Genomic DNA, 23,181 nt, shown 5'->3' on the forward strand with positions numbered 1-23,181 from the left:
GCAACGGCTCTGCTTACCGTTGCGTGGTTTTCTGACTATGGCGACATCATCAGATCGGTTGGTATCAGCCACGTCGCCACGTTCTGCTGGCAGCTGAATACTACGCTAAGTCATTTTTTGAACGCCACACGTCGTGATAATATGCGTGCCGCTCAGGGGATCGCCTCGCTGGTTTACGCCTGCATCGATTGAAAAATCACACTGCAAAGCGATATTTCAGCAGGCGTTTTGCGCCGGAGAGCAGAATTAACCATGGAAAATGTAATGAAAACAAGCAACTGATGAGCTTATGCAATGGCACTGATAATTACTGAGCGTTGCATTAATTGCGACATGTGCGAGCCTGAATGCCCGAATCAGGCGATCAGCATGGGTGAATCAATCTATCAGATTGACGCTGACCGCTGTACTGAGTGCGTGGGTCATTATGATGAGCCGACCTGTCAGAGCGTCTGCCCGATTGATAACACTATCCTTTCAGACCCGCAGCACGTGGAAAGTCGCGACGCGCTGTGGGAGAAATTTGTGCTGCTGCACGCTTAATCTTCGATAATCACCGTGGCGCAGGCATAGTGGTGCTCGTCGGCCAGCGTGACGTGCACATGCTGCACGCCCAGCTGGCTGGCAATCACTTTGGCCTGTTCGAAGAAGCGCAGGCCAGGCTTCCCCAGCGCATCGTTGTACACTTCAAACTGATTGAACGCTAAGCCGCCGCGAATGCCGGTGCCAAAGGCTTTTGCCGCCGCCTCTTTCACCGCAAAACGTTTGGCCAGGAAGCGCACCGGCTGCTGATGCGCCTGATACTGCTGCCACTCAGCTTCGCTCAGCACGCGGCGCGCCAGACGATCGCCGGAGCGTTCAATCACGCCGGCGATGCGCTCGATCTCGACGATATCGCTGCCCAGCCCCAGAATGGCCATTAGCGACGCGCTTCCCGCATCAGCGCTTTCATGTCGCTGACCGCCGCTGCGAGACCGCTGAATAGCGCACGACCGATAATCGTGTGACCAATGTTCAGCTCATGCATTTCCGGCAGGGCAGCAATCGGCTGTACGTTGTGATAAGTCAGACCGTGACCAGCATTGACCTTCAGGCCGCGGCTGGCGGCAAAGGTCGCAGCGCTGGCGATACGCGCCAGTTCGGCATCGCGCGCCAGCCCTTCCGGTGCTTCAGCATAGGCGCCAGTGTGGATTTCAATGTAAGGCGCACCGCTGGCTACCGCCGCTTCAATCTGGCGCTGATCGGCATCGATAAACAGCGACACCAGAATGCCCGCCTCGCTCAGCTGTTTGACTGCCGCCTTGACTTTATCCTGCTGACCGGCCACATCAAGACCGCCTTCCGTCGTCACTTCCTGACGCTTTTCCGGCACCAGACAAACAAAATGCGGTTTGATGTCGCAGGCGATGCCCACCATTTCGTCGGTGACCGCCATCTCAAGATTCATGCGGGTATGAATGGTGTCGCGCAGAATCCGCACATCGCGGTCGGTAATGTGACGGCGATCTTCACGCAGGTGCACGGTAATGCCGTCTGCGCCCGCCTGCTCAGCTACAAACGCGGCCTGTACCGGATCGGGATAGTTTGTGCCACGTGCGTTACGTACGGTGGCGATGTGATCGATGTTGACCCCTAACAGCAACTCAGCCATGACAATCCTTAAATGTGTTCAGTATGTTTGCAGTGTAACGCGCGGAGCCTGTCAGGTGCATCACCCGCGCTCGTCGTTTGCCACGTTCGGTCGTTTTTTCGGCACAAACTGACGGAACAGCTCTTGGCTATTCAGCGGCTTACCTCCCAGATAAGGTTTCAGCGCCATGCGCGTGAAGCGTTTGGCGGCACGCAGCGTGTCGGCATCGGGAAATTCGCGCTCCCACAGCGCGCGCAGCTGGCGGCCAGTGAAACTGCGCTGATTGACCACCAGACTGGCGATAAAGCCTTTCTCTTCGCGATAGCTGTAGGTCATGCCGTCGTCGACCGCCTCGCCGCTGCCGGCGCAGTGCAGAAAGTTGACGCCGTAGCCTAGGTGGCCAAGCAGTGCCAGCTCAAAACGGCGCAGCGCTGGCTCGGGCGAACCGTTGGCCACCGCCAGCGTCTGGATACAGGAGAGATAATCGAAGAACAGTTCGGAGAAGGGAATTTCCTGCTCCAGCACCCGCGACAGCAGCTCGTTAACATACAGGCCGCAGTAGAGCGTGATGCCGCTGAGCGGCAGCGCCAGCGACACCGCTTCGGCGTTACGCAGGGTTTTAACTTCGCCACGGCCGCCCCAGCGCACCAGTAGCGGTGTGAAGGGTTGCAGTGCGCCTTTACGCTGGGAACGGCGCGAGCGTGCGCCTTTGGCAAGGACGCGGACGCGTCCCTGACTTTCGCTGAACAGGTCGAGCAGCAGGCTGGTTTCGCTGTAAGGGCGACTATGCAGCACAAAGGCGCGTTGCCAGCCTTCCATCAATTAGTCGTCTGTATAGCCTAGGCTGCGCAGCGCACGTTCGTCGTCCGCCCAGCCCGATTTCACTTTGACCCACAGCTCGAGATGAACTTTCGCCTCGAACATCTCTTCCATGTCTTTGCGCGCTTCGATACCGATGGTTTTGATCTTGGCACCTTTGTTGCCAATCACCATCTTCTTCTGCCCTTCGCGCTCGACCAGAATCAAACCGTTGATGTCATAGCCGCCGCGCTCGTTAGAGACGAACTGCTTGATCTCCACGGTAACCGAATACGGTAACTCAGCGCCGAGGAAGCGCATCAGTTTTTCACGGATGATTTCTGAAGCCATGAAACGCTGCGAGCGATCGGTGATGTAGTCTTCCGGGAAGAGATGATCCGACAGCGGCAGGCGCTTGCGGGTAATCTCCGCAATCGCATCCATGTTTTTACCGGTTTCGGCGGAGATCGGCACGATCTCGAGGAAGTTCATCTGCTGGCTGAGGAACTGCAGGTGCGGCAGCAGGATGCTTTTATCCTGGATGTTATCGACTTTGTTTACCGCCAGCACCACCGGCACTTTGCCGTCACGTAGCTTGTTCAGCACCATCTCATCGTCGGGCGTCCAGCGCGTGCCTTCCACCACAAAAATTACCAGCTCAACGTCACCGATGGAGCTGCTGGCAGCACGGTTCATCAGGCGGTTGATCGCCCGCTTCTCTTCCATGCGCAGCCCGGGTGTATCCACGTAGATCGCCTGATAAGCGCCTTCGGTATGAATACCCATTATGCGGTGGCGCGTGGTTTGCGGCTTGCGCGAGGTGATCGACACCTTCTGCCCCAGCAGCTGGTTCAGTAAGGTGGATTTGCCGACGTTAGGTCGGCCGACAATCGCGATAAAGCCGCTGTATGTTTCGAGTTCGCTCATTCGGGTCCTGATTGGGCAGCCTCACTGCTGAGGCTGCGAAATGACAATTTATTCGAGGCCGAGCTTGATTAACGCCTGTTCGGCGGCGGCCTGCTCTGCTTTACGGCGGCTGGAGCCCACGCCTACCACCGGTTCAGCCATCCCACTCACCTGACAGTGAATGGTAAATTCCTGATCGTGCGCTTCGCCACGCACCTGCACCACCAGATAAGACGGCAGCGGCAGATGACGGCCCTGCAGATACTCCTGCAGGCGCGTTTTCGGATCTTTTTGCTTATCGCCCGGGCTGATCTGCTCAAGGCGATTCTGGTACCAGTCGAGAATCAGCTTCTCGACCGTCTGAATATTGCTGTCGAGGAAGATGCCACCGATCAGCGCCTCTACGGTATCCGCGAGGATTGATTCCCGGCGGAACCCGCCGCTTTTCAGCTCGCCTGACCCCAGACGCAGACATTCGCCCAGCTCAAACTCGCGCGCCATTTCGGCCAGCGTGTTGCCGCGTACCAGCGTGGCACGCATGCGGCTCATGTCGCCTTCGTCCACGCGCGGAAAGCGGTGATACAGCGCGTTGGCAATCACATAGCTGAGAATAGAATCGCCAAGAAATTCAAGACGCTCGTTATGTTTGCTGCTGGCGCTGCGGTGAGTCAGAGCCTGCTGCAGTAATTCCGGATGAGTAAAAGTGTAGCCCAGTTTGCGCTGCAGCTTGTTAATGAGGATGGGGTTCATGCGATTCCAGTTGTTCTGTGCGTCTGTGACTCTGCATACCAAACAGGGCTGAAGGTCCAGCACGTTCTGTTTGGTGTGCAGTGGCTCCCTGACTCGCAGGAAGCCAACCGTTTTTAAATCAGTGAATACCGCCAATGCGACTCAGTCGCACGCCGGTCGGCCACTGTCCTTCCTGTTTCTCAAAGCTCATCCAGACGGCGACCGCTTTGCCGACCAGATTCTTCTCGGGCACAAAGCCCCAGTAGCGGCTGTCGGCGCTGTTATCACGGTTATCGCCCATCATGAAATATTGCCCCTGCGGCACAATCCACGTGGCCTGCGGCTGACCCGGCTGTTGATAATACATGCTCGCCTGGCTCTGCGCTTCGTTCACCAGCAGGATATCGTGCGTGACGTTGCCCAGCGTCTCTTTGCGCGTGCCAAGACGCAGGCCGCCACGCAGCGTTTCGCCCTGCGGCACCTGGTAGAAACCGTTGCCGGTTTCGTTACCATCAAAGCCGCTGAAGGTCTGGATGAAATCGCTCGGCTCAATGTTGGTATAGGTCACCGGCAGCGCCGTGTCACACTTGCCCGTGCCGCAGCCTGGGTTGATGGTCAGGGTTTTGCTGTAAGGATCAAACACCACTTTGTCGCCCGGCAAACCGATCACGCGCTTGATGTAATCCACGCTCGGATCTTTCGGGTATTTGAACACCGCGACATCTCCGCGCTGCGGATGGCCGGTAGGGATCAGCGTGGTTTGCGTAATCGGATCTTTGATGCCGTAAGCAAATTTCTCCACCAAGATGAAGTCGCCAATCAGCAGCGTCGGCATCATCGAGCCAGAAGGAATCTGAAACGGTTCGAAGATAAACGAGCGCACGATCAGTACCACTGCCAGCACCGGGAACACCGACGCTGCGGTTTCAACCCAGCCCGGCTGCGCGGCCACTTTGGCCAGCGTTTTGCTGTCGAGCGAATTACCTGCCTGAGCCTGTGCCGCCGCCTGCTTTGCCCGGCGTGCCGGGGCCCACTTAAAGCGATCGATACACCAGATGATGCCGGTTAACAGAGTGGCAATCACCAGAATCAGGGCAAACATGTTAGCCATTAAAGTTCCTTATTTGCTGTCTTTACCGACATGCAGAATGGCAAGGAATGCTTCCTGCGGCAGCTCAACGTTGCCGACCTGCTTCATTCGCTTCTTACCTTCTTTCTGCTTCTGCAACAGCTTTTTCTTACGGCTGACGTCACCGCCATAGCATTTCGCTAGGACGTTTTTACGCAGCTGCTTCACTGTTGAGCGAGCAATAATGTGGTTGCCGATTGCTGCCTGAATCGCAATATCGAACTGCTGGCGAGGGATCAGATCTTTCATCTTCTCCACCAGCTCGCGGCCACGATACTGTGAGTTATCACGGTGCGTAATCAGCGCCAGCGCATCAACGCGTTCTGAGTTAATCAGGACGTCGACGCGCACCATGTCAGAGGTCTGGAAACGTTTGAAGTTATAGTCCAGCGACGCATAGCCGCGCGACGTTGATTTCAGACGGTCAAAGAAGTCGAGTACCACTTCCGCCATCGGAATCTCATAGGTCAGCGCAACCTGTTTGCCGTGGTAAACCATGTTGGTCTGCACACCGCGTTTTTCGATACACAGCGTAATGACGTTGCCCAGAAACTCCTGCGGCAGCAGCATATGACACTCAGCGATCGGTTCGCGCAGTTCAGCAATATTATTCAGCGGCGGCAGCTTCGATGGGCTGTCGACGTACACCACTTCTCCGTCAGTGGTTTCTACTTCGTACACGACCGTTGGCGCGGTGGTGATCAGGTCGAGATCGTATTCACGCTCCAGACGCTCCTGGATGATCTCCATGTGCAGCAGGCCGAGGAAGCCACAGCGGAAGCCAAAGCCCAGCGCGGTGGAGCTCTCTGGCTCATAGAACAACGAGGCGTCGTTCAGGCTCAGCTTGCCTAATGCATCACGGAAAGCTTCGTAGTCGTCGGAGCTTACCGGGAACAGACCGGCATAGACCTGCGGCTTCACTTTTTTGAAGCCCGGCAGCGCTTTATCCGCAGGGTTGCGCTGCAGCGTCAGGGTATCGCCCACCGGCGCGCCGAGGATGTCTTTGATGGCGCACACCAGCCAGCCGACCTCGCCACACTGCAGCTCGGTACGGTCAATTTGTTTTGGCGTGAAAATGCCGAGGCGGTCAGCGTTGTACACCTGGCCGGTACTCATTACCTTGACTTTATCGCCTTTGCGCAGCGTGCCGTTTTTGATACGGATCAGCGACACCACACCGAGGTAGTTATCAAACCATGAGTCGATGATCAGCGCCTGCAGCGGGCCTTCCGCATCACCTTCCGGCGGCGGGATATCACGCACCAGACGCTCCAGCACATTCGGTACGCCGACGCCGGTTTTCGCCGAGCAACGCACCGCATCCGCGGCGTCAATGCCGACGATATCCTCAATCTCTTCCGCCACGCGCTCCGGGTCGGCCGCAGGCAGGTCGATCTTGTTCAGTACCGGTACCACTTCCAGATCCATTTCCATGGCGGTGTAGCAGTTCGCCAGGGTCTGCGCTTCAACGCCCTGACCTGCATCAACCACCAGCAATGCCCCTTCACAGGCCGCCAGCGAGCGGGAAACTTCATAAGAGAAGTCAACGTGGCCTGGGGTGTCGATAAAATTGAGCTGGTAAGTTTCACCGTTTGGCGCGTGGTAATCGAGCGTAACGCTCTGCGCTTTAATGGTGATGCCGCGCTCGCGCTCCAGATCCATCGAATCCAGAACCTGCGCCGCCATCTCACGATCGCTCAGGCCACCGCAAATCTGAATCAAACGGTCAGAGAGCGTTGATTTGCCGTGGTCAATGTGAGCGATAATGGAGAAGTTTCGTATGTGCTTCATTTATATGAATATCTTCACGTATAAAATTAGTTGAAAACGTGAGCACAGACACATTCAGGCAAGTGAGCTTTACCCGGAACCCTGTCAGCCTCATTAATGACGACGCATATTACACTGTTAACGCCGCGCGTTAAAGAATAGAACTGCGGGGAATCGCAACAGAATTCAGCGATTAAGACGAAATGAAAAGGCCGCGCAATACGCGGCCCGAACGGAGATCAACGGTGGTTTTCCACCCGTAGCGCATCGGGCGGGTGCGCTACGCTGAGAATCACTGGCTGGAACGCTTCGCGATCGCCAAACCGGCTAGAAACCCCTTTGGCAACAATAAAGCCGCCAACGCCACCAAGCAGCGCACCGCAGGCCGCCGCTAGGTCGCTGTGGAACAGCATCTGGAACAGGCCCGCGACCAGGAACAGACCAAACAGCGGCGTCATATACACCAGCAGCGAAGAACCGAGCAGGCTGCTTTCGCGAATGCCCAGCTCAATGCGCTGGCCCGGCTGCAGCGGCTCCGGACTGGCGATGGTCATCACATGGGCGTTTTTCGGTCCCAGCTGGTTGAGCGCATGGCTGCCGCAGCCTTTGCGCGCGGAACAACTGTTGCAGGAGGTTTTCGCTTCCGAATGCAGAGTAGCGACGCCCTCTTTCCATGCCACCACGGTGGCCCATTCTCTCATCATTTTGTAGCACCTGAATCTATGCTGTCCGCGATACGTTTGGCGATGGTCGGCGGCAATTCGCCCACCACGGTAATTTCACGATTATCGCGCACTTCGGTCTGCACCGTACGACGCCCAGTGCGCAATGACTGTGGCGAACTGCTTTTATCGGCGGGCGTGATGTTAATAGCGAAACTGAACAAGCCATCGCTGTACAGACGGGATTCTACGGTTTTGTTCATCGCCGGAATGTCGCGCCGGCTTTGCGAAATCAGCTTCATGCCGGCCGGCAGCCAGCCCGGCTGCCAGCTGAGCTGCACTTTATCGCCCGCTGGTAACGACAGCGACGGCGGCAGATTGGCTTTTTCCAGCCCCTGCATCAGATTACGCACGCCTTCATCAACGGCAAAACTGATGACGCAGAATTGCTCCAGCGTCTCACCGTCGCGATCCAGCAAATCAATCCGCAGCGGCAATTTGGTATCGACGTCCAGCCACACCACGTAGCTGTAACGCGTGCCGTCACGCGACACGATGCGCACCATTTCGCACATCTGATCGGCCATGCGAGAACGCCCTACCGGAATAAAATCGTAGGCATCGCCGAGGCGCGAGAAGTCAGCGAACATCAGCGCCGGCAGCGCATCAATAATGTGGTTGCCCGGCAGCGAGAACGGATCGAGACCCGGTTCGAAATAGCTGATGTCGTTGCCACGCTGGATCACCTCACGGCGCGGTCCGTCCATCTGTAATAGCTGAGCGAACACGCGATTGTCGATGACCGCATGGCGGTAACGCAGGGATTCAATGCCCAGACGCGAGACATTGATATAGGCGAATTCGTAGTTGAGGTTCTGGCTGGCCTGCTCCATCTGCTGTAACAACGCCCCGGACGCAGATGTCTGCGCCGGGGCGGTCGATGACCAAAGCAGGCTGCCTGCCAGCAGGCTAACGGCACACCAAAGCTGCTTCATTACTGCTGTTGAGTTCCTAACGACTGAGTTCCGGGAACGTTAGCCTGCGCCTGTTGCGGAGCATTGCTTTCAAACTGCACCTGATCGGCATGCAGACGGCGTTGCAGTTCGTAATCCTGCAGCATGGCATTCACGCGGCGACGCTGCTCCTGCACCTGCTGATTTGAGCTGTTGGTGTCAAAAGCATCAGACGGCACGCCCAAGCTGACCGGTGACGCTTTACCCATCATCGGTAAGGTATTAAAGGCTGGCGCATCCGACGTTTCCGTCGCGCTGTCCGCCGGTGAGCTGTTGTAGTGCTGCACACCGACGATCACCGCCAGCGACACACAGGCCGCCACACCGATCTGCGTGACCTGAGCAACCCAGTCGCCACCGCGACGCCAGAACGGCATTTTCTGCCAGCGCGACGGCTCCGGCTGTGCTTCCGGGATCAACGAAGTCACTTTGCGTACCGGCTCGTTTTCGAGCGCGGCAGCAACGCGTGCGGAGATATCAAAATGCAGCACTTCGCCCCGCAGGGTGTCGCGGATCAGATGGTAGCTCTCCCAGCTTTTTTGTAGATCTGCATCCTTGGATAACGACGCCAGCAGCTCGTTATCTAAAGTTTCACCATCCATTAAAGCGGAAAGTTTTTCTTTCTGCATGTTTTGGTACCCTTCCAGTAGCCGTTATCACTGACGTTGGATAAGCGGTTGAACTTTATTATCAATGGCTTCCCGGGCCCGGAAGATACGTGAACGTACGGTACCTACCGGACAATCCATGATGGCGGCGATCTCTTCGTAACTTAGACCATCCAGTTCCCGCAGGGTGATGGCCATACGCAGATCTTCAGGCAACGCCTCAATCGTCCGAAAAACAATTTGTTTCAGTTCATCTGACAACATTAAGTTCTCAGGGTTCGAAATTTCTTTTAGCGCACCCGCACTTTCGAAATTTTCTGCGTCGATCGCGTCCACGTCGCTGGACGGCGGCCGGCGCCCCTGAGCCACCAGATAATTCTTCGCGGTGTTGACCGCAATGCGGTACAGCCACGTGTAAAAGGCGCTATCACCCCGGAACGACTCCAGTGCGCGATACGCTTTAATGAAAGATTCCTGAACCACATCAGGCACATCGCCTGACGGGACATAACGTGAAACCAGGCTCGCCACTTTATGCTGGTATCGGATCACCAATAAATTAAATGACTTTTGATCTCCTTTCTGAACCCGCTCAACGAGAACCTGATCCGTTAACTGCTCGCTCATCCGAGGTAATGTCTCCCCAAATCTCTTTTATGCGTAAGTGAACTGCCAGCACATCTCATTTATTGAGAGCAAGCATGCGCTTAGAGTCCCGTTCTGGCCTGAAGTTCACCACGACCTGATATTTTCTGTACCGGTGCCCTGACATCGTTGTTGTTGATGGTCTTTCAGTGTAGCGACTTACCGCACTGGTGGTGTCGTTGGCGGCACCCATAATCGTTGGCAGAGTACCCTATGACGCCGCATTTTTCACCTTTATTCCCTGAATTTTCAGCGTGTTTGGTATAAAAACACTAATCGCTTATTTTCAGACATAACTTACTGAAATCGCATTACAATCTGATTATTGCGTAGAATTATCCTACGTTTTTTGTTCAAAATACTTTACACTAGCGACGTCCGGGCTTATGCTCGGGGGAGCTTTTGTTTAGTAAATTAAACATCATGAACCCCATTCCCGATCATAGCTGTGATGTACTGATTGTCGGCAGCGGCGCGGCCGGTTTATCTCTGGCGCTGCGGCTGGCACCGCACTATCAGGTAACGGTGCTGAGTAAAGCGCAGATTAGCGAAGGCTCCACGCTGTATGCGCAGGGCGGGATTGCGGCGGTGTTTGATGAAAACGACAGCATTGAATCGCACGTCGAAGATACGCTGATTGCCGGCGCAGGCTTGTGCGATCGCGAGACGGTGAATTTTATCGCCAGCAATGCGCGCCCGTGCGTGCAGTGGCTGATCGATAACGGCGTGGCGTTTGATCGTGAGCCACAGGATAACGGCAATGCGCGCTATCACCTGACGCGCGAAGGCGGTCACAGCCATCGTCGTATTTTACACAGCGCCGACGCCACCGGGCGCGCGGTCGAAACCACGCTGGTCAGCCAGGCGCTCAGCCATCCCAATATCCGCGTCATTGAGCGCGCCAACGCGGTGGATTTAATCCTCTCCGATAAAATTGGCCTGCCCGGAACGCGGCGCGTGGTAGGCGCGTGGATCTGGAATCGCAATCGCGAACAGGTTGAAACCTGCCGCGCCCGCAGCGTGGTGCTGGCTACCGGCGGTGCGGCGAAGGTGTATCAGTACACCACTAATCCGGATGTCGCTTCCGGCGACGGCATCGCGATGGCGTGGCGCGCCGGCTGTCGGGTGGCCAATCTGGAGTTTAATCAGTTTCACCCTACCTGCCTGTTTCATCCGCAGGCGCAAAACTTTTTGCTGACCGAAGCGCTGCGCGGCGAAGGCGCCTGGCTACTGCGCCCGGACGGTTCGCGCTTTATGCCGGATTTCGATGCGCGCGCCGAACTGGCTCCGCGCGATATCGTGGCGCGCGCTATCGATCACGAAATGAAGCGCCTGGGCGTCGACTGCATGTATCTCGACATCAGTCATCAGCCGGCCAGCTTTGTGCGCGCCCACTTTCCGATGATCTATGACAAGCTGCTAACGTTTGGCCTTGATCTGACGCAGCAGCCGATTCCGATTGTGCCCGCCGCGCATTACACCTGCGGCGGCGTGATGGTGGATCAGCATGGTCGCACCGATGTCGACGGGCTGTATGCGATTGGTGAGGTCAGCTACACCGGCCTGCATGGCGCTAACCGCATGGCATCTAACTCGCTGCTTGAGTGTCTGGTGTATGGCTGGTCGGCGGCCGAAGATATTGTGCGCCGTCTGCCGCAGATGAGCACCGTCGATCACCTGCCGGCGTGGGATGAAACCCGCGTCGACGATGCCGATGAACGGGTGGTGATCCAGCACAACTGGCATGAGCTGCGGCTGTTCATGTGGGATTATATGGGCATCGTGCGCACCACCAAGCGGCTGGAGCGCGCGCTGCGCCGCATTACGCTGCTACAGCAGGAGATTGATGAATACTATGCGCATTTTCGCCTGTCCAACAATCTGCTGGAGCTGCGCAATCTGGTACAGGTGGCAGAGCTGATGGTGCGCTGTGCGCTGGCACGCAAAGAGAGCCGCGGGCTGCACTTCACCCGCGACTATCCGCATACGCTACCCAAGGCACAGCCTACGGTGCTGCAGCCGGTAGCCTAGCGGAACAGATAGAAATCGGTTACCAGGCTCAGCCAGTCCGCCGAATAGCTTTTATCTTCATCACGAATGGCAAGGCGCTCCTGCACCCGTTCGCCTGCGGCGGGCGAAAAGCCTAGCACCAGCCGGTTCGGCGGTCGCTGCGCGTAGGGCGCCACATCGTAGCGATAACGCAGATGCCAGCCTTCGGCGCGCGCCAGTGCAATCAGGTTTTCGCCGGCATCAGCGGGCAGCACTACGCAAAACAGCCCCTCTTCTTCAAGAAGCTGTGCCGCACAGCGCAGCAAGGTGGGATGATCAAGCGTTGCCGTGCTGCGCGCGGTATCGCGTTCGACGCTGGCCGAGGCCATACCCGGGGTAAAAAACGGCGGATTGCTGACAATCAGCGAATAGCGTTTTTCTGCCTGCTCTCTCCAGCTGACGATGTCCTGCGCATGCACCGCGATGCGATGCGCCCACGGGGACGCGGCGACGTTCTCCTGCGCCTGCGCGGCGGCGCTGCGCTCCAGTTCGACTGCATCGATACTGACGTCATCCGGCGTGCGTTGCGCCAGCATCAGCGCAATCAGGCCGCTGCCGCAGCCGATATCCAGTATGCGCCGTACGCCCGCCACCGGCGCCCAGGCACCGAGCAGCACCCCATCGGTGCCGACCTTCATGGCACAGCGATCGTGCGCGACAAAAAATTGCTTAAAAGTGAACCCATCTTTTCTTAACATCGCCCGCGCTGGCGGTTGCGGCTGAGACATGCTTAACGACCATTGAATTTGCTTCCTGCCGGAAGTGTAACGTGGTCGCGAAGTGAATTCACCTTCACCTGTGCAACACAAACAGATGAAGATTGTGGCTGAACTGTCTATAATCAGCGCCCCAAACTGAGGTAGACCATGACCGTAACCACATTCTCCGAACTCGAACTCGACGAAAGCCTGCTGGAAGCCCTGCAGGATAAAGGCTTCACGCGCCCGACTGCCATTCAGGCTGAGGCCATTCCTGCCGCGCTGGAAGGCCGTGACGTTCTGGGTTCGGCACCAACCGGAACGGGGAAAACCGCAGCCTACCTGCTGCCCGCTTTACAGCACCTGCTCGATTTCCCGCGTAAAAAATCAGGGCCGCCGCGCATTCTGATCCTCACGCCGACGCGTGAACTGGCGATGCAGGTTGCCGACCAGGCGCGCGAGCTGGCCAAACATACCCATCTCGATATCGCCACTATCACCGGCGGCGTGGCCTATATGAACCACGCGGAAGTGTTCAGTGAAAATCAGGACATCGTGGTCGCGACCACCGGCCGTCTGCTGCAGTACATCAAAGAAGAGAACTTTGACTGCCGCGCGGTAGAAACGCTGATTCTGGACGAAGCCGACCGCATGCTGGACATGGGCTTTGCGCAGGATATCGAGACGATTGCCGGTGAAACGCGCTGGCGCAAACAGACGCTGCTGTTCTCAGCCACGCTGGAAGGCGACAACATCAAAGATTTCGCCGAGCGCCTGCTGAACGATCCGGTAGCGATTGAAGCCGATCCGAGCAAAAGCGAGCGCAAAAAGATTCAGCAGTGGTATTACCGCGCCGACAACCTTGAGCACAAGATCAAACTGCTGGTGCATCTGCTGAAGCAGCCGGAAGTGAAGCGCGCCATCGTGTTCGTGCGCAAACGTGAGCGCCTGCATGAGCTGGTGACCTGGATGCACGAAGCCGGCCTGCGCAGCAGCTACCTCGAAGGCGAAATGGTGCAGGCCAACCGTAACGAAGCGATCAAACGTCTGAATGACGGTCGCGTTAACGTGCTGGTCGCGACGGACGTCGCCGCGCGCGGTATCGACATTGATAACGTCACCCACGTCATCAACTATGACTTACCGCGCACCGCCGATGTCTATCTGCACCGCATTGGCCGTACCGGCCGCGCCGGACGTAAAGGTACCGCGATCTCCTTGGTTGAGGCACATGACCATCCGCTGCTGGGTAAAATCAGTCGCTACGTCAACGAGCCGCTGAAATCGCGCGTAATCGATGAGCTGCGTCCGGAAACGCGTGCGCCGAGTGCTAAAGTCACCGGTAAACCGTCGAAAAAGGCGCTTGAGAAGCGCAAAGAGAAGAAAGCGAAAGAAGAAGAGAAACCGCGCGTGAAGAAACGTCACCGCGATACCAAAAATATCGGTAAACGCCGCAAGCCAAGCGGCAGCAGCACACCGGAGAGCGGTGCGGAATAAAACAGCATCGCTGCAATTAAATCGCCTCACTGAGGAGATTTTTTGCTTTCTAGCCTGCTGAAATCGTGTTTTCGCGGCGTAAAATCCCTCAACCTGCCCTCTTCTCTCTTCAGAAAATAAAAAAGCCGCGCCAGTGAGCACCGGCGCGGCCTGTATTGCTGTGTGCGTTTTCGTCAGCCGATCAATTACAGGCTTTCGGTAAAGGTACGGGTGATAACGTCACGCTGCTGTTCTGGCGTCAGCGCGTTAAAGCACACCGCATAGCCCGACACGCGAATGGTCAGCTGCGGATATTTTTCCGGATGCTTCACCGCATCTTCCAGCGTTTCACGGCGCAGCACGTTAACGTTGAAGTGCTGACCGCCTTCAACGCGCACCTGCGGTTTCTGCTCCAGTGGAATTTCACGGTAAGCAATCTCGCCAAGGTCGCTGACTGCAACAACCTGATCTTCCGTGAAATCGCCTTTTGCGCATAGGCAGCGGGCTTCGGCTTTCTCATTGTCCAGCAGCCAGAACGAGTTCAGCAGCTGCGGATTTTGTGCCTGAGTAATTTGAATACCGGTAATCATACAGGCCTCCAGGGCTTAGCGCTGCGGCAGGAGCACAGCGCGGTTCTTCGGGTTATGTGATGCTCTGGTATATACCGCGCTGACCGGCTCGTTTTGACCTGTATCAATTTCGTCCGGCCAGAATTTTTGCTTCCACCCTAATAGATTGATTTACAACAACATTTATCATTAACTTTTTCTGCAATTGTTCAACTTATTTTTACCCTTCAGCTGCCCCGCCGGACACGCTAAGCTAAGGGCATCAATTTGCAGGGAGTCAATGATGGCTGAGAAGCTGACCTGGCACGATGTGCTGGCTGAAGAGAAAGAAAAACCTTACTTCGTGGAAACGCTGAAAGCGGTAGCCGAAGAGCGAGCAGCGGGCGTGACGGTCTATCCGCCGCAAAAGGACGTCTTCAACGCGTTCCGTCTCACCGAACTGGGCGATATCAAAGTGGTGATCCTCGGCCAGGATCCGTACCACGGCCCGAAACAGGCGCATGGCCTGGCGTTCTCGGTATTGCCGGGCGTCGCCATTCCGCCGTCGCTGCTGAATATGTACAAAGAGCTGGAACAGGACATTTTTGGCTTTCAGCGGCCGCAGCACGGCTTTCTCGAAAGCTGGGCGAAACAGGGTGTGCTGCTGCTGAATACGGTGTTAACCGTGGAAGCCGGCAAAGCGCATTCGCACGCGCGTTTCGGCTGGGAAACCTTCACCGACAACGTGATCAGCGCCATCAACACCCATCGCGAAGGGGTGATTTTCCTGCTGTGGGGATCGCACGCGCAGAAGAAAGGCAGCATCATTGATGCGCAGCGTCATCACGTATTGAAAGCACCGCATCCTTCGCCGCTTTCGGCGCATCGCGGCTTTTTTGGCTGTCAGCATTTTTCCAAAGCCAATGCGCTGCTGAGCCAGGCTGGCCAGACGCCCATTGACTGGACGCCGGTGCTGCCCTGAAAACACAAACGGCCGCATCAGCGGCCGTTGTTGCACGGGAGCGGCTTAGCCTTTGGCTTTCGATACCGCAACCATCGCCGGGCGCAGCAGGCGACCGTTGAGGGTGTAACCGCGCTGCATCACCATCAGCACATGGTTTGGCGCCACTTCTTCAGACTCCATCATCGACATCGCCTGATGCACGTCCGGGTTGAACGGCACGTTAGTTTCGCCCACCACTTCCACGCCGAACTTGCGCACCGCACCCAGCAGTGATTTCAGCGTCAGCTCGATGCCTTCAATCATCGAAGCCAGCTCGGTATTCTCTTTATCCGCCACTTCCAGCGCGCGCTCTAGGCTATCAATCACCGGCAGCAGTTCGTTGGCAAACTTTTCCAGCGCAAACTTGTGCGCTTTTTCCACGTCCATTTCGGCGCGGCGACGGATGTTTTCAATCTCAGCCTGCGCGCGCAGCTGGGCGTCACGCACGCCACCCTGCGCCTGCGCTAATTCCGCTTCCAGCTGGGCGATACGCTCATCACTCGGATCCACCTCAGTTGCTGTCTCCGCTTCCGGCTGCTGTTGTTCCTGTTGAATTTCGTCTGAGACTTGCTCGTTTGGGGTGTTCTGTTCTTTACTACTCATGAATTTCTCCGCGTTTTGCACATTCCATCTCGCTGGTTGGCTTATTATGGGGATCAGTTTGACGGTTTCAAGTGAACCCATCACATTGCCTGGCCGTTTTGGCCTATGAGGAACACCCGCTAAATGAACAAACACTTTAACTGCATTGGGATCGTCGGCCATCCGCGCCATCCCACTGCGTTAACCACCCATGAAATGCTCTGGCGCTGGCTGACTGACAAAGGCTATGACGTGATCGTGGAACAGCAAATCGCCCGCGAGCTTAACCTGCAGGATGTGCGTACCGGCAGCCTGGCGGACATCGGCCAGTACGCCGATCTGGCGGTGGTGGTCGGCGGCGATGGTAACATGCTGGGCGCCGCGCGCGTGCTGGCTCGTTACGACATCAAGGTGATTGGCATCAACCGCGGCAATCTCGGCTTCCTCACGGACCTCGATCCGGATAACGCGCAGCAGCAGCTGGATGACGTGCTGCAGGGCGATTATTTCGTGGAAAGCCGCTTTTTGCTGGAAGCGCAGGTATGCAAAGAAGAGTGTTCGCCGCGCATCGGCAGCGCCATCAATGAAGTGGTGCTGCATCCGGGAAAAGTGGCGCACATGATTGAATTTGAAGTCTATATCGACGAAGTGTTCGCCTTTTCTCAGCGTTCGGACGGACTGATTATCTCCACGCCAACCGGTTCAACCGCCTATTCGCTTTCTGCTGGCGGGCCGATTTTAACGCCGTCACTTGATGCGATTGCACTGGTGCCAATGTTCCCGCACACGCTGTCGCCGCGTCCGCTGGTGATCAACAGTAGCAGCACCATTCGCCTGCGTTTTTCCTCGCTGCGCAGCGACCTGGAGATCAGCTGCGACAGCCAGATCGCCCTGCCGATTCAGGAAGGAGAAAACGTGCTGATTCGCCGCAGCGCCAATCACCTCAATTTAATTCATCCCAAAAATTATAATTATTTTAATACGTTAAGCTCAAAACTCGGATGGTCAAAAAAATTATTCTGAAAAGGCCTGCCGGCTACTTTACTGGATAAAAAACCAGTTTATACTGTATGAAAAACCATATCTGTTTTTACAGACAGGTGATTGTATGTTGGCACAACTGACCATCAGTAATTTTGCAATCGTTCGTGAACTGGAGATCGACTTTCATCGTGGCATGACAGCGATCACCGGCGAAACCGGTGCAGGGAAATCCATCGCGATTGATGCGCTGGGCCTGTGCCTTGGCGGCCGCGCTGAAGCAGGCATGGTGCGTCAGGGGGCCAGCCGCGCGGATATCTGCGCGCGCTTCCAGCTGAAAGCGTCACCGTCTGCCCAACGCTGGCTGGCGGAGAACCAGCTCGACGACGGCAACGAATGTCTGTTGCGCCGCGTGATCAGTGCCGATGGCCGCTCACGTGGCTTTATCAACGGCACGTCCGTACCGCTGTCGCAGCTGCGCGAACTCGGTCAGTTACTGATTCAAATCCACGGTCAGCATGCGCATCAGCTGCTGCTTAAAACCGATCACCAGAAACATCTGCTGGATGCCTACGCCGCGCACGATGATCGGCTGGCGGAGATGCGTCAGCACTATCAGCGCTGGCACCACAGCTGCCGCGCGCTGGCACAGCATCAGCAGCTGTCGCAGGAGCGTGAAGCCCGCCGCGAACTGCTGCAGTATCAGCTGAAAGAACTCAACGAGTTTGCGCCGCAGCCAGGCGAGTTTGAGCAGATTGATGAAGAGTACAAGCGCCTGGCGAACAGCGGTCAGCTGCTGTCCACCAGCCAGCAGGCGCTGCAAATTCTTGCCGACAGCGATGACACCAACCTGCAAAGCCTGCTCTACAGCGCGCGTAATATGCTGAGTGAGCTGGTCTCGCTGGACGATAAAGTCAGCGGCGTATTTAACCTGCTGGAAGAAGCCGCGATTCAGCTGAGTGAAGCCAGCGATGAGCTACGCCACTACTGTGAACGGCTCGACCTCGATCCTAATCGCCTGTATGAGCTGGAGCAGCGTCTGTCGCGGCAGATTGCGCTGGCGCGTAAGCACCATGTTTCACCGGAAGCGCTGCCGGTGCTGTATCAGCAGCTGCTGGATGAAGCGGAACAGCTGTCGCAGCAGGGGAGCGATCAGGAAAGCCTGCAGAGCGACGTCGTGGCTCATCATCAGGCCGCGCTGGCCTGTGCCGAAGCCCTGCATCAGCAACGCGTCACCTCGGCGCAGGAGCTGAGTCAGCTGATTACGCAAAGTATGCGCACCCTCGCCATGCCGCACGGTGAGTTTGCCATCATGCTGGAATTCAATGCCGATCAGCTGACGGCCGAAGGTGCCAGCCGTATCGATTTCCGCGTCACCACCAACCCGGGCCAGCCGCTGCAGCCGCTGGGTAAAGTGGCCTCAGGGGGTGAACTGTCACGTATTGCGCTGGCGATTCAGGTGATCACTGCACAGAAAATGGAAACTCCGGCGATGATTTTCGATGAGGTTGACGTCGGTATCAGTGGTCCGATGGCCTCTGTCGTTGGCCAGATGCTGCGCCAGCTGGGCGAATCGACTCAGGTGATGTGCGTAACTCACCTGCCGCAGGTCGCGGGTTGCGGCCATCAGCACTTCTTCGTCAGCAAAGAGACCGACGGTGCGATGACCGAAACCCACATGCAGCCGCTGGATAAGCGTGCGCGTCTGCAGGAACTGGCGCGCCTGCTCGGCGGCAGCGAAGTAACACGCAACACGCTGGCGAACGCAAAAGAACTTTTAGCAGCGTGACATCGCACTTTTTTGCGGCCTGGTGGTCATATGCTTGCTCTGTAGAGGTTTCCAATAGCTCAAAGGTTTATTATCATCGGCAGTTATATCGCCATAATAAAGCCTGCCGTATGCAGAGTTCAGAATTTGATGGCAACAAAACTGCCTGATGAAAGGCGTTTGGCCCCAGAAAAGGAATGTATAGATGCGCTGTAAAACGCTGACTGTCGCGGCAGTGGTAATGTTGATGATGACCGCCGGATGTTCCACCCTTGAGCGCGTTGTGTATCGTCCGGATATCAATCAGGGGAATTACCTGGTCGCCAACGACGTTTCGAAGATTCACACCGGCATGACGCAGCAGCAGGTTGCCTACACGCTCGGTACGCCGATGATGCACGACCCGTTTGGCAGCAACGTCTGGTATTACGTGTTCCGTCAGGAACTAGGCCATGAGAGCGTGAAGCAGCAGACGCTGACGCTGACCTTCGACAGCAACGGTACGCTGACTAACATCGATAACAAACCGCGCCTCACCGGCACTGAAGACTGAATGAGCCGCAACAAAAAAGGCGCCTGAGCGCCTTTTTTAATGCCTGTAAACTTACTTTTTCGTTGCCGTGCGCTCTGCCCGCTGCCGGCGCATCTCTTTCGGATCGGCAATCAGCGGGCGATAAATCTCTACCCGATCGCCATCCTGCAGCGTATCGCCCAGCTTGACCGGACGGCTGAAAATGCCGACCTTGTTGCTGCTCAGGTCGATATCTTTGCGCAGCGCCAGCAGTCCGGATGCCTGAATCGCCTGTTCAACCGTCGCGCCCTCTTCGATGCTTACCTCACGCAGATACTGTTTATCCGGTAGCGCGTACACCACTTCAACGATGATGTCAGCCACGGTAAACCTCTTTGGCGCGCTGGGTAAACGTCTGCACCATGCTGTTGGCCAGCTCTTTGAAGATGCGTCCAAACGCCATCTCGACCAGCATATTGGTGAACTCAAAGTCGAGGCTGAGCTCAACCTTGCAGGCATCGTCGCCGAGCGAGATAAATTTCCAGCCACCGGTCAGCTTGCGGAACGGCCCATCGACCAGCTGCATATGAATGCTTTGGTTATCGGTCAAGATATTACGCGTGGTAAAGGTTTTACTGATGCCGGCTTTTGAGACATCCACCGCGGCGGTCATCTGGTTACCGCTGTTATCCAGCACGCGGCTGCCGGTACAGCCCGGAAGAAATTCAGGATAAGCATCCACATCATTCACGAGCCGGTACATCTGCTTAGCGCTATACGGGACTAGCGCTGAACGGCTAATCTGGGCCATAATGGTTCCTGTTGGTCACAAAACCGTTGAATTATACCATTTTAAGCTACTAAACAAAAATTCACGCCTTTGCCAGCTGTGCTAAAATAGTGTGTTTTTTACCGCCCCGCAGGACAGGGGATGCGCCCACAGACTGAGTGATGTAGACTACGCCGCACTATGACAAAGAAAAAAGCTCACAAACCCGGTTCAGCCACTATTGCCCTCAACAAACGCGCTCGCCATGAATACTTCATTGAAGAGGAGTTCGAGGCCGGCATGGCGTTGCAAGGATGGGAAGTCAAATCACTCCGCGCCGGTAAAGCCAACATCAGCGACAGCTATATTTTGCTGAGCGATGGTGAAGCCTATCTGTTCGGTTCCACTTTTCAGCCGCTGGCGGTGGCATCAAGCCACGTGGTATGCGATCCCACGCGCAACCGCAAACTGCTGTTAAATCAGCGCGAACTGGACTCCCTGTTCGGCCGCGTTAACCGCGAAGGTTACACCGTGGTCGCGCTGTCGCTGTACTGGAAAAACGCCTGGGCCAAGCTGAAGATTGGTGTGGCACGCGGTAAGAAAGAACACGACAAGCGCGCGGACATTAAAGATCGTGAGTGGAAGATGGACAAAGCGCGAATTATGAAGAATGCCAGCCGTTAACCACTGGAATCTTTTATAAATTTTTGCTAGAGTAAGAAGTCTTGGGGCTGATTCTGGATTCGACGGGATTCGCGAAACCCAAGGTGCATGCCGAGGTGCGGTAGGCCTCGCTAAAAAACCGCAAAAAAATAGTCGCAAACGACAAAAACTACGCTTTAGCAGCTTAATAACCTGCTTAGAGCCCTCTCTCCCTAGCCTCCGCTCTTAGGACGGGGATCAAGATAGGTCAAACCTAAAAGAGATCGCGTGGATGCCCTGCCTGGGGTTGAAGCGTTAAAACTAATCAGGCTAGTTTGTTAGTGGCGTGTCTGTCCGCAGCTGGCAAGCGAATGTAAAGACCAGACTAAGCATGTAGTACCGAGGATGTAGGAATTTCGGACGCGGGTTCAACTCCCGCCAGCTCCACCACTTTTTAGTTGTTTGAAGTACAATGAAGTCTACTAAGCCCGCACAGCACAAGCTCTGCGGGCTTTTTTACGTCTATTGTCGTCCAGTGAGAATTGCTGAGAACTACGAGTTATGGCACCCTGAATGGGACCCACTAAGAAGGGTCCAAAAATCGAGGGTCCCAAATGGCAAAAATCGCTAAGAAGCTTACTGACACTGAAATCAAAAGCACCAAGCCAGCCGATAAAGAAATCAACTTGTTTGACGGCGATGGTTTGATTTTACGTATCGCTCCTTTGGCGAAAGGAGGCAAGAAAAATTGGTATTTTAGGTATGCAGTACCAGTCAGCAAGAAAAGAACCAAAATGAGCCTTGGGACATATCCTCACCTTACCCTTGCAAAAGCCAGAGCCTTACGTGATGAATATCTCTCCTTTCTGGCAAATGGTGTTGATCCCCAAGTCCATAACAACGATAAGGCGAAGGCATTAAAGAGTGCTACTGAGCACGACTGCGCGAACAGACCAGCAGCTTCAACTCGGTGGCGATTGTCGACAGCAACGGCGTGATTAAAGCCATTTCGCCGGAATCGCTGATGCTGAAAGGCATGCAGCTCACCAGCCAGTCTTCGCGCGAAGCGCTGGCGCAGCGCCAGCCGATGGTCAGCCGGCCCACCATTTCTGCCACCAATAACCTGCTGGTGTTTGTTTCCTAGCCGGTGTGGAGCCCCGATGGGCGCTATCTTGGCTACGTCGGCGGCACTATATATCTGAAGAAAAAGAGCATTCTCAACGTGCTGCTCGGCGAGCAGTACTATCGTGACGGCACCCATGTTTACGTGCTGGATCGCGAAAACCGCGTGCTGTATCACCAGAACAACCAGCTGATTGGCAAAAACGTGCCGGGTATCGTCAGCGATCGTCTGACGGAAGAGGGTACGGCGAAGCTGGCGGGCTACGCTGTTGTGCCCACCACCGGCTGGATGGTGGTGGCGCTCAAACCGACAAACGTCACGCTGGCGCCGCTCTCCGGGCTGCTGCTACAGGTGCTGAAGAATTCGGTGCCGTTTGCGCTGCTGACGCTGCTGGTGGCAGTGATTCTGGCCCGGCTGATTGCCTTGCCGCTGTGGCAGCTGGCGCGCAAAGCCAGCCAGATGGATACCCAGGGCGTTTCCGGTGAAATTAGCGTGATTCGCGCCTGGTACTTTGAAGCGGCGCAGGTGAAGCGCGCGCTGCTCACCGGCATTGGTCTGGTGCAGGATAAAATCGGCCGGCTCAAGTCAGAGGTGCAGAGCGATCCCATGACCAGCCTGCTCAATCGCCGCGGCCTGAGCGCGGTGCTCGACAATTTCGATACCATGCAGCAGCCGTTTGCCGTGCTGGCACTGGACATTGACCACTTCAAACGGGTGAATGACAACTTCGGTCATGATGTTGGCGACGAGGTGATCAAACAGGTGGCGCGCACGCTGCGCCAGAGCGCGCGACAGACCGACGTGGTGTGCCGTAACGGCGGCGAAGAGTTTCTGATGCTGCTACCCGCCACCGCCCCTGATGAAGCGCGGGTGATTGCGGAACGCGTGCGCACCAGCATTGCCGGCGGCTGGATTGATCCGGTCGGGCAGATCACTATTTCGATTGGTATCGCCAGCTGGCAGCCGACGCACGGGAGTCAGGAGCAAATTCTGAAGCAGGCCGATGATGCGCTGTATCAGGCGAAAAACGCCGGACGTAACTGCGTGGTGATCGCCGGGCAGGAGGCGGTGGCCAGCACGGTTTCGCGCTATTAATCGGGAAGCGTCAGAGCAGGATAAAAAACGGGTGCCTGGCTGACAC

At 56.2% G+C, this 23,181-nt stretch carries 24 protein-coding genes, 1 other RNA gene and 2 pseudogenes; 11 read left to right on the top strand and 16 right to left on the bottom strand.

Annotated features, from left to right (window positions below; translation table 11 throughout):
* Positions 1-294: 294 nt before the first annotated feature.
* Positions 295-543, top strand: coding sequence for a YfhL family 4Fe-4S dicluster ferredoxin (locus tag AC6I8M_RS01020; protein WP_010617759.1), 249 nt, complete (start codon positions 295-297; stop codon positions 541-543).
* Here the strand turns inward: AC6I8M_RS01020 and acpS are convergent.
* The 11 genes from acpS to rpoE all read right to left on the bottom strand — a co-directional run bounded on the left by acpS (position 540) and on the right by rpoE (position 9,872).
* Positions 540-920 carry a holo-ACP synthase gene (gene acpS / locus AC6I8M_RS01025; protein ID WP_498013631.1) on the bottom strand — a complete coding sequence of 127 codons (381 nt, stop codon included), beginning with the start codon at positions 918-920 and terminating at the stop codon, positions 540-542. The genes AC6I8M_RS01020 and acpS overlap by 4 nt on opposite strands.
* A complete protein-coding gene (pdxJ, locus tag AC6I8M_RS01030) occupies positions 920-1,651 on the bottom strand; it encodes a pyridoxine 5'-phosphate synthase (protein ID WP_010617757.1) in 732 nt (243 codons plus the stop codon). Before pdxJ ends, acpS begins: the two co-directional genes overlap by 1 nt.
* A 60-nt stretch (positions 1,652-1,711) precedes the next feature.
* Positions 1,712-2,449, bottom strand: a complete 738-nt coding sequence (recO, locus tag AC6I8M_RS01035) for a DNA repair protein RecO (protein WP_010617756.1) — start codon at positions 2,447-2,449, stop codon at positions 1,712-1,714.
* Positions 2,450-2,452: 3 nt separating this feature from the next.
* A complete protein-coding gene (gene era / locus AC6I8M_RS01040; protein ID WP_010617755.1) occupies positions 2,453-3,355 on the bottom strand; it encodes a GTPase Era in 903 nt (300 codons plus the stop codon).
* 48 nt (positions 3,356-3,403) lie between these two features.
* Positions 3,404-4,084 (bottom strand): ribonuclease III, encoded by a 681-nt coding sequence (gene rnc, locus AC6I8M_RS01045; RefSeq protein ID WP_010617754.1) that lies wholly within the window; start codon positions 4,082-4,084, stop codon positions 3,404-3,406.
* Positions 4,085-4,202: 118 nt separating this feature from the next.
* Positions 4,203-5,174 carry a signal peptidase I gene (gene lepB, locus AC6I8M_RS01050; protein ID WP_498013632.1) on the bottom strand — a complete coding sequence of 324 codons (972 nt, stop codon included), beginning with the start codon at positions 5,172-5,174 and terminating at the stop codon, positions 4,203-4,205.
* A gap of 9 nt (positions 5,175-5,183) precedes the next feature.
* Positions 5,184-6,983, bottom strand: a complete 1,800-nt coding sequence (gene lepA / locus AC6I8M_RS01055) for a translation elongation factor 4 (RefSeq protein WP_010617752.1) — start codon at positions 6,981-6,983, stop codon at positions 5,184-5,186.
* A 218-nt stretch (positions 6,984-7,201) separates the two neighbouring features.
* Positions 7,202-7,666 (bottom strand): SoxR-reducing system protein RseC, encoded by a 465-nt coding sequence (gene rseC, locus AC6I8M_RS01060; protein ID WP_010617751.1) that lies wholly within the window; start codon positions 7,664-7,666, stop codon positions 7,202-7,204.
* Complete coding sequence (gene rseB / locus AC6I8M_RS01065) at positions 7,663-8,619, bottom strand: sigma-E factor regulatory protein RseB (protein WP_010617750.1); 957 nt, start codon at positions 8,617-8,619, stop codon at positions 7,663-7,665. Before rseB ends, rseC begins: the two co-directional genes overlap by 4 nt.
* Entirely contained in the window at positions 8,619-9,266 is a 648-nt protein-coding gene (gene rseA, locus AC6I8M_RS01070; protein ID WP_010617749.1) for an anti-sigma-E factor RseA, read from the bottom strand. Before rseA ends, rseB begins: the two co-directional genes overlap by 1 nt.
* A 27-nt stretch (positions 9,267-9,293) precedes the next feature.
* Positions 9,294-9,872: an RNA polymerase sigma factor RpoE gene (gene rpoE, locus AC6I8M_RS01075; protein ID WP_010617748.1), complete on the bottom strand. Its 579-nt coding sequence runs from the start codon at positions 9,870-9,872 to the stop codon at positions 9,294-9,296.
* Positions 9,873-10,313: 441 nt separating this feature from the next.
* On the opposite strand from rpoE, the gene nadB reads away from it, so the two are divergent.
* Positions 10,314-11,921 carry an L-aspartate oxidase gene (nadB, locus tag AC6I8M_RS01080; protein ID WP_010617747.1) on the top strand — a complete coding sequence of 536 codons (1,608 nt, stop codon included), beginning with the start codon at positions 10,314-10,316 and terminating at the stop codon, positions 11,919-11,921.
* Here nadB and trmN read toward each other — a convergent pair.
* Positions 11,918-12,667, bottom strand: a complete 750-nt coding sequence (trmN, locus tag AC6I8M_RS01085) for a tRNA(1)(Val) (adenine(37)-N(6))-methyltransferase TrmN (protein ID WP_498013633.1) — start codon at positions 12,665-12,667, stop codon at positions 11,918-11,920. The genes nadB and trmN overlap by 4 nt on opposite strands.
* A 138-nt stretch (positions 12,668-12,805) precedes the next feature.
* Between trmN and srmB the strand changes: the two genes are divergently transcribed.
* Positions 12,806-14,134 (top strand): ATP-dependent RNA helicase SrmB, encoded by a 1,329-nt coding sequence (gene srmB / locus AC6I8M_RS01090; RefSeq protein ID WP_010617745.1) that lies wholly within the window; start codon positions 12,806-12,808, stop codon positions 14,132-14,134.
* A gap of 185 nt (positions 14,135-14,319) precedes the next feature.
* Here srmB and grcA read toward each other — a convergent pair whose 3' ends face one another.
* Positions 14,320-14,703 carry an autonomous glycyl radical cofactor GrcA gene (gene grcA, locus AC6I8M_RS01095; protein WP_010617744.1) on the bottom strand — a complete coding sequence of 128 codons (384 nt, stop codon included), beginning with the start codon at positions 14,701-14,703 and terminating at the stop codon, positions 14,320-14,322.
* A 262-nt stretch (positions 14,704-14,965) separates the two neighbouring features.
* Here grcA and ung point away from each other — a divergent pair, with 262 nt between their 5' ends.
* Positions 14,966-15,643, top strand: coding sequence for a uracil-DNA glycosylase (gene ung / locus AC6I8M_RS01100; protein WP_022548333.1), 678 nt, complete (start codon positions 14,966-14,968; stop codon positions 15,641-15,643).
* A 45-nt stretch (positions 15,644-15,688) separates the two neighbouring features.
* Here ung and grpE read toward each other — a convergent pair whose 3' ends face one another.
* The gene (grpE, locus tag AC6I8M_RS01105) at positions 15,689-16,267 is read right to left on the bottom strand and encodes a nucleotide exchange factor GrpE (RefSeq protein WP_010617663.1); all 579 of its coding nucleotides are present in this window, start codon (positions 16,265-16,267) and stop codon (positions 15,689-15,691) included.
* A gap of 123 nt (positions 16,268-16,390) precedes the next feature.
* On the opposite strand from grpE, the gene nadK reads away from it, so the two are divergent.
* The 3 genes from nadK to bamE all read left to right on the top strand — a co-directional run bounded on the left by nadK (position 16,391) and on the right by bamE (position 19,548).
* The gene (gene nadK, locus AC6I8M_RS01110; protein WP_010617662.1) at positions 16,391-17,269 is read left to right on the top strand and encodes an NAD(+) kinase; all 879 of its coding nucleotides are present in this window, start codon (positions 16,391-16,393) and stop codon (positions 17,267-17,269) included.
* A gap of 85 nt (positions 17,270-17,354) precedes the next feature.
* Positions 17,355-19,016: a DNA repair protein RecN gene (gene recN, locus AC6I8M_RS01115; RefSeq protein ID WP_010617661.1), complete on the top strand. Its 1,662-nt coding sequence runs from the start codon at positions 17,355-17,357 to the stop codon at positions 19,014-19,016.
* A 184-nt stretch (positions 19,017-19,200) separates the two neighbouring features.
* Positions 19,201-19,548: an outer membrane protein assembly factor BamE gene (gene bamE / locus AC6I8M_RS01120; protein WP_010617660.1), complete on the top strand. Its 348-nt coding sequence runs from the start codon at positions 19,201-19,203 to the stop codon at positions 19,546-19,548.
* Between the two features lie 51 nt (positions 19,549-19,599).
* Here the strand turns inward: bamE and AC6I8M_RS01125 are convergent, their stop codons facing one another.
* On the bottom strand, positions 19,600-19,890 hold the full coding sequence (locus AC6I8M_RS01125) for an RnfH family protein (RefSeq protein ID WP_010617659.1): 291 nt from the start codon (positions 19,888-19,890) through the stop codon (positions 19,600-19,602).
* Positions 19,883-20,317 (bottom strand): type II toxin-antitoxin system RatA family toxin, encoded by a 435-nt coding sequence (locus tag AC6I8M_RS01130; RefSeq protein ID WP_010617658.1) that lies wholly within the window; start codon positions 20,315-20,317, stop codon positions 19,883-19,885. The genes AC6I8M_RS01125 and AC6I8M_RS01130 overlap by 8 nt, the downstream gene beginning before the upstream one ends.
* Positions 20,318-20,476: 159 nt before the next feature.
* Here AC6I8M_RS01130 and smpB point away from each other — a divergent pair, with 159 nt between their 5' ends.
* The 4 genes and pseudogenes from smpB to AC6I8M_RS01150 form a co-directional block, all read left to right on the top strand.
* Positions 20,477-20,959: an SsrA-binding protein SmpB gene (gene smpB / locus AC6I8M_RS01135; RefSeq protein WP_010617657.1), complete on the top strand. Its 483-nt coding sequence runs from the start codon at positions 20,477-20,479 to the stop codon at positions 20,957-20,959.
* Positions 20,960-21,002: 43 nt separating this feature from the next.
* Positions 21,003-21,367, top strand: a transfer-messenger RNA (tmRNA) gene (ssrA, locus tag AC6I8M_RS01140).
* A gap of 164 nt (positions 21,368-21,531) precedes the next feature.
* Positions 21,532-21,855: pseudogene (locus AC6I8M_RS01145) on the top strand (integrase arm-type DNA-binding domain-containing protein); the annotation flags it as partial.
* A pseudogene (locus AC6I8M_RS01150) lies at positions 21,855-23,135 on the top strand (sensor domain-containing diguanylate cyclase); the annotation flags it as partial. The pseudogenes AC6I8M_RS01145 and AC6I8M_RS01150, both read left to right, overlap by 1 nt.
* Positions 23,136-23,181 lie beyond the last annotated feature (46 nt).

This window comes from Type-A symbiont of Plautia stali, from assembly GCF_059731155.1.

Excerpts from the sequence above, each read along its gene's own strand:
- AC6I8M_RS01020 (WP_010617759.1), top strand. The coding sequence starts at position 295 with ATGGCACTGATAATTACTGAGCGTTGCATTAATTGCGACATGTGCGAG.
- acpS (WP_498013631.1), bottom strand. The coding sequence starts at position 920 with ATGGCCATTCTGGGGCTGGGCAGCGATATCGTCGAGATCGAGCGCATC.
- pdxJ (WP_010617757.1), bottom strand. The coding sequence starts at position 1,651 with ATGGCTGAGTTGCTGTTAGGGGTCAACATCGATCACATCGCCACCGTA.
- recO (WP_010617756.1), bottom strand. The coding sequence starts at position 2,449 with ATGGAAGGCTGGCAACGCGCCTTTGTGCTGCATAGTCGCCCTTACAGC.
- era (WP_010617755.1), bottom strand. The coding sequence starts at position 3,355 with ATGAGCGAACTCGAAACATACAGCGGCTTTATCGCGATTGTCGGCCGA.
- rnc (WP_010617754.1), bottom strand. The coding sequence starts at position 4,084 with ATGAACCCCATCCTCATTAACAAGCTGCAGCGCAAACTGGGCTACACT.
- lepB (WP_498013632.1), bottom strand. The coding sequence starts at position 5,174 with ATGGCTAACATGTTTGCCCTGATTCTGGTGATTGCCACTCTGTTAACC.
- lepA (WP_010617752.1), bottom strand. The coding sequence starts at position 6,983 with ATGAAGCACATACGAAACTTCTCCATTATCGCTCACATTGACCACGGC.
- rseC (WP_010617751.1), bottom strand. The coding sequence starts at position 7,666 with ATGATGAGAGAATGGGCCACCGTGGTGGCATGGAAAGAGGGCGTCGCT.
- rseB (WP_010617750.1), bottom strand. The coding sequence starts at position 8,619 with ATGAAGCAGCTTTGGTGTGCCGTTAGCCTGCTGGCAGGCAGCCTGCTT.
- rseA (WP_010617749.1), bottom strand. The coding sequence starts at position 9,266 with ATGCAGAAAGAAAAACTTTCCGCTTTAATGGATGGTGAAACTTTAGAT.
- rpoE (WP_010617748.1), bottom strand. The coding sequence starts at position 9,872 with ATGAGCGAGCAGTTAACGGATCAGGTTCTCGTTGAGCGGGTTCAGAAA.
- nadB (WP_010617747.1), top strand. The coding sequence starts at position 10,314 with ATGAACCCCATTCCCGATCATAGCTGTGATGTACTGATTGTCGGCAGC.
- trmN (WP_498013633.1), bottom strand. The coding sequence starts at position 12,667 with ATGTCTCAGCCGCAACCGCCAGCGCGGGCGATGTTAAGAAAAGATGGG.
- srmB (WP_010617745.1), top strand. The coding sequence starts at position 12,806 with ATGACCGTAACCACATTCTCCGAACTCGAACTCGACGAAAGCCTGCTG.
- grcA (WP_010617744.1), bottom strand. The coding sequence starts at position 14,703 with ATGATTACCGGTATTCAAATTACTCAGGCACAAAATCCGCAGCTGCTG.
- ung (WP_022548333.1), top strand. The coding sequence starts at position 14,966 with ATGGCTGAGAAGCTGACCTGGCACGATGTGCTGGCTGAAGAGAAAGAA.
- grpE (WP_010617663.1), bottom strand. The coding sequence starts at position 16,267 with ATGAGTAGTAAAGAACAGAACACCCCAAACGAGCAAGTCTCAGACGAA.
- nadK (WP_010617662.1), top strand. The coding sequence starts at position 16,391 with ATGAACAAACACTTTAACTGCATTGGGATCGTCGGCCATCCGCGCCAT.
- recN (WP_010617661.1), top strand. The coding sequence starts at position 17,355 with ATGTTGGCACAACTGACCATCAGTAATTTTGCAATCGTTCGTGAACTG.
- bamE (WP_010617660.1), top strand. The coding sequence starts at position 19,201 with ATGCGCTGTAAAACGCTGACTGTCGCGGCAGTGGTAATGTTGATGATG.
- AC6I8M_RS01130 (WP_010617658.1), bottom strand. The coding sequence starts at position 20,317 with ATGGCCCAGATTAGCCGTTCAGCGCTAGTCCCGTATAGCGCTAAGCAG.
- smpB (WP_010617657.1), top strand. The coding sequence starts at position 20,477 with ATGACAAAGAAAAAAGCTCACAAACCCGGTTCAGCCACTATTGCCCTC.